Origin of the sequence: Microbacterium sp. (assembly GCF_031988965.1) — a bacterium.
GTDB lineage: Bacteria > Actinomycetota > Actinomycetes > Actinomycetales > Microbacteriaceae > Microbacterium.
On the sequence record NZ_DALZXX010000270.1, the window covers coordinates 1 to 1,721 of the forward strand.

Here is a 1,721-nt window from a genome sequence, read left to right on the forward strand (position 1 = left end):
CGCGACGGCGCGAACGACCGGGCGTGCGGGCGACGACGACCGTCGCCTCCTCCAGCGGATCGCTCGCAGGTCTCGGTGAGCGATCGACCACGACGGTGGCCTCGTCGACGGTGGCCTCGTCCATCTGCTCGCCCGCGTCCTGCGCCCCGTCATCGGACGGCTCCGGCGGAGCAGCAGGAACATCGGTCATGGCCGGGGCTGCCGGTGCGCGGTCGACGACGACCGTCGCCTCGTCGTCGGACGCGAGACCCGTGCCCTGAGCATCCGTTCCCTCCGTCGCGGATCCCGCGTTCGCGGCAGCTCGACGTCGATCACGCCGCGTGAGCATGACCGTCTCTTCGACGCTCTCCTCGTCGGTCATCGCACCCGCACCGGAATCGTGGTTCCTTCGAGCATCGAGTCGGTCAGCGCGGATGCTGCGGCGAGCCCTGCCGTGGCGTCTTCGGCGCGCCGGGTGCGTGACCCACCCGACACGACGTCGATCACGACGACAGAGACGTTGTCACGGCCACCGGCCTGCAGGGCACGACGGATGAGCGCCGCCGCCGCGGTCTCGGGACGTCCGTTCATCGTGAGGATCGCGCGGATGCCCTCGTCACTGACCTCCCCCGTGAGCCCGTCGGAGCACAGCAGCAGTCGCTCGCCGTCGATCACGGGAATCAGCCAGCTGTCGGCGGTGCTGTCGGGACCCCCGATCGCCCGGGTGATCACGTTGCGCTGAGCGAAGGTCGCGAGATCCTCGGGGCGCAGCTCTCCGGCATCCACGAGCTCCTGTCCGAGCGAATGATCGATCGTGAGCTGCGTGAGCTCGCTGCCGTGGTGCCGATACACCCGGGAGTCACCGACGTTGAAGAGCAGCCAGTGCGGAGTCCCCTCATGCTCGAGAAGGGCCACACCCGAGACGGTGCTGCCCGCTCCGCGCTTGTGCTCGGCGGCGATGCCCTCGACGACATCCGCCGCGCGGCCCAGCGCCTCGCGAACGTCGTCGACCTCGATCGTCGCGCCGGTCAGCGGCGCGAACGCCGCGACGACGGCCGCACTCGCACGGTCTCCGGCCTCATGCCCGCCCATTCCGTCGGCGACGAGGAAGACCGGGGCGGCAGCGAGCACGGAATCCTCGTTCGCAGCGCGCGTGAGCCCCGTGTCCGAGAGCGCTGCGACGTTGAGCACGACGGAGGAGACAGTCACGAATCGCGCTCCGCGACCACGTGCATCCCGACCTCACCGAGGATGAAACGGCCGTTGCCGGTGACGCTCTCGCCCGGGTCGAGAAGGGTCTCGGTGCCGTTCTCCTCGACCACCACGACGCCGTTCGTGGCGTGCAGGTCGGTCAGTCGCCATTCATCGTCATGCACGACCAGCCGCGCGTGGGTCTTCGACAGGGTGCGCGTGGTGTCGGAGATCGGCAGGCGCTGCTCGCCGGGATCCCCCATCGGGTTGCGTCCGATCACGACGCTCGCACCGGAGAGGGCGAAGGTGCGGCCGTCGTCGAGCACGAGCGATCGACGCACCCCGCGCTTGCGGGCGACCACGACGGTCGCGTCGAGGTCGTCGTCGGTCGGGCGGGGGCTGACGACCGTCTTGTCGACGTCGCCGACGAGGCCGTCGCCTGCGAGACCGTCGGTCGGTGCCGGAGGCGCGGGCGCCGCAGCGGGGGCGGGCACCCCGGCGGGCGTGTCGGCGTACGAATCGACGGGCGTCGGCATCGGGGCCGGGCGGAT

The 1,721-nt window shown here is 70.9% G+C and carries 2 protein-coding genes and 1 pseudogene; all 3 read right to left on the bottom strand.

Going from position 1 to position 1,721, the window contains the following annotated elements:
- Positions 1 to 361 (bottom strand): annotated as a pseudogene (locus RTM68_RS18620) (hypothetical protein); the annotation flags it as partial.
- The gene (locus RTM68_RS18625) at positions 358 to 1,188 is read right to left on the bottom strand and encodes a protein phosphatase 2C domain-containing protein (RefSeq protein WP_312173804.1); all 831 of its coding nucleotides are present in this window, start codon (positions 1,186 to 1,188) and stop codon (positions 358 to 360) included. The gene RTM68_RS18625 and the pseudogene RTM68_RS18620, both read right to left, overlap by 4 nt.
- A partial coding sequence (locus tag RTM68_RS18630; RefSeq protein ID WP_312173806.1) for an FHA domain-containing protein occupies positions 1,185 to 1,721 on the bottom strand: 537 nt, incomplete at its 5' end. The genes RTM68_RS18630 and RTM68_RS18625, both read right to left, overlap by 4 nt.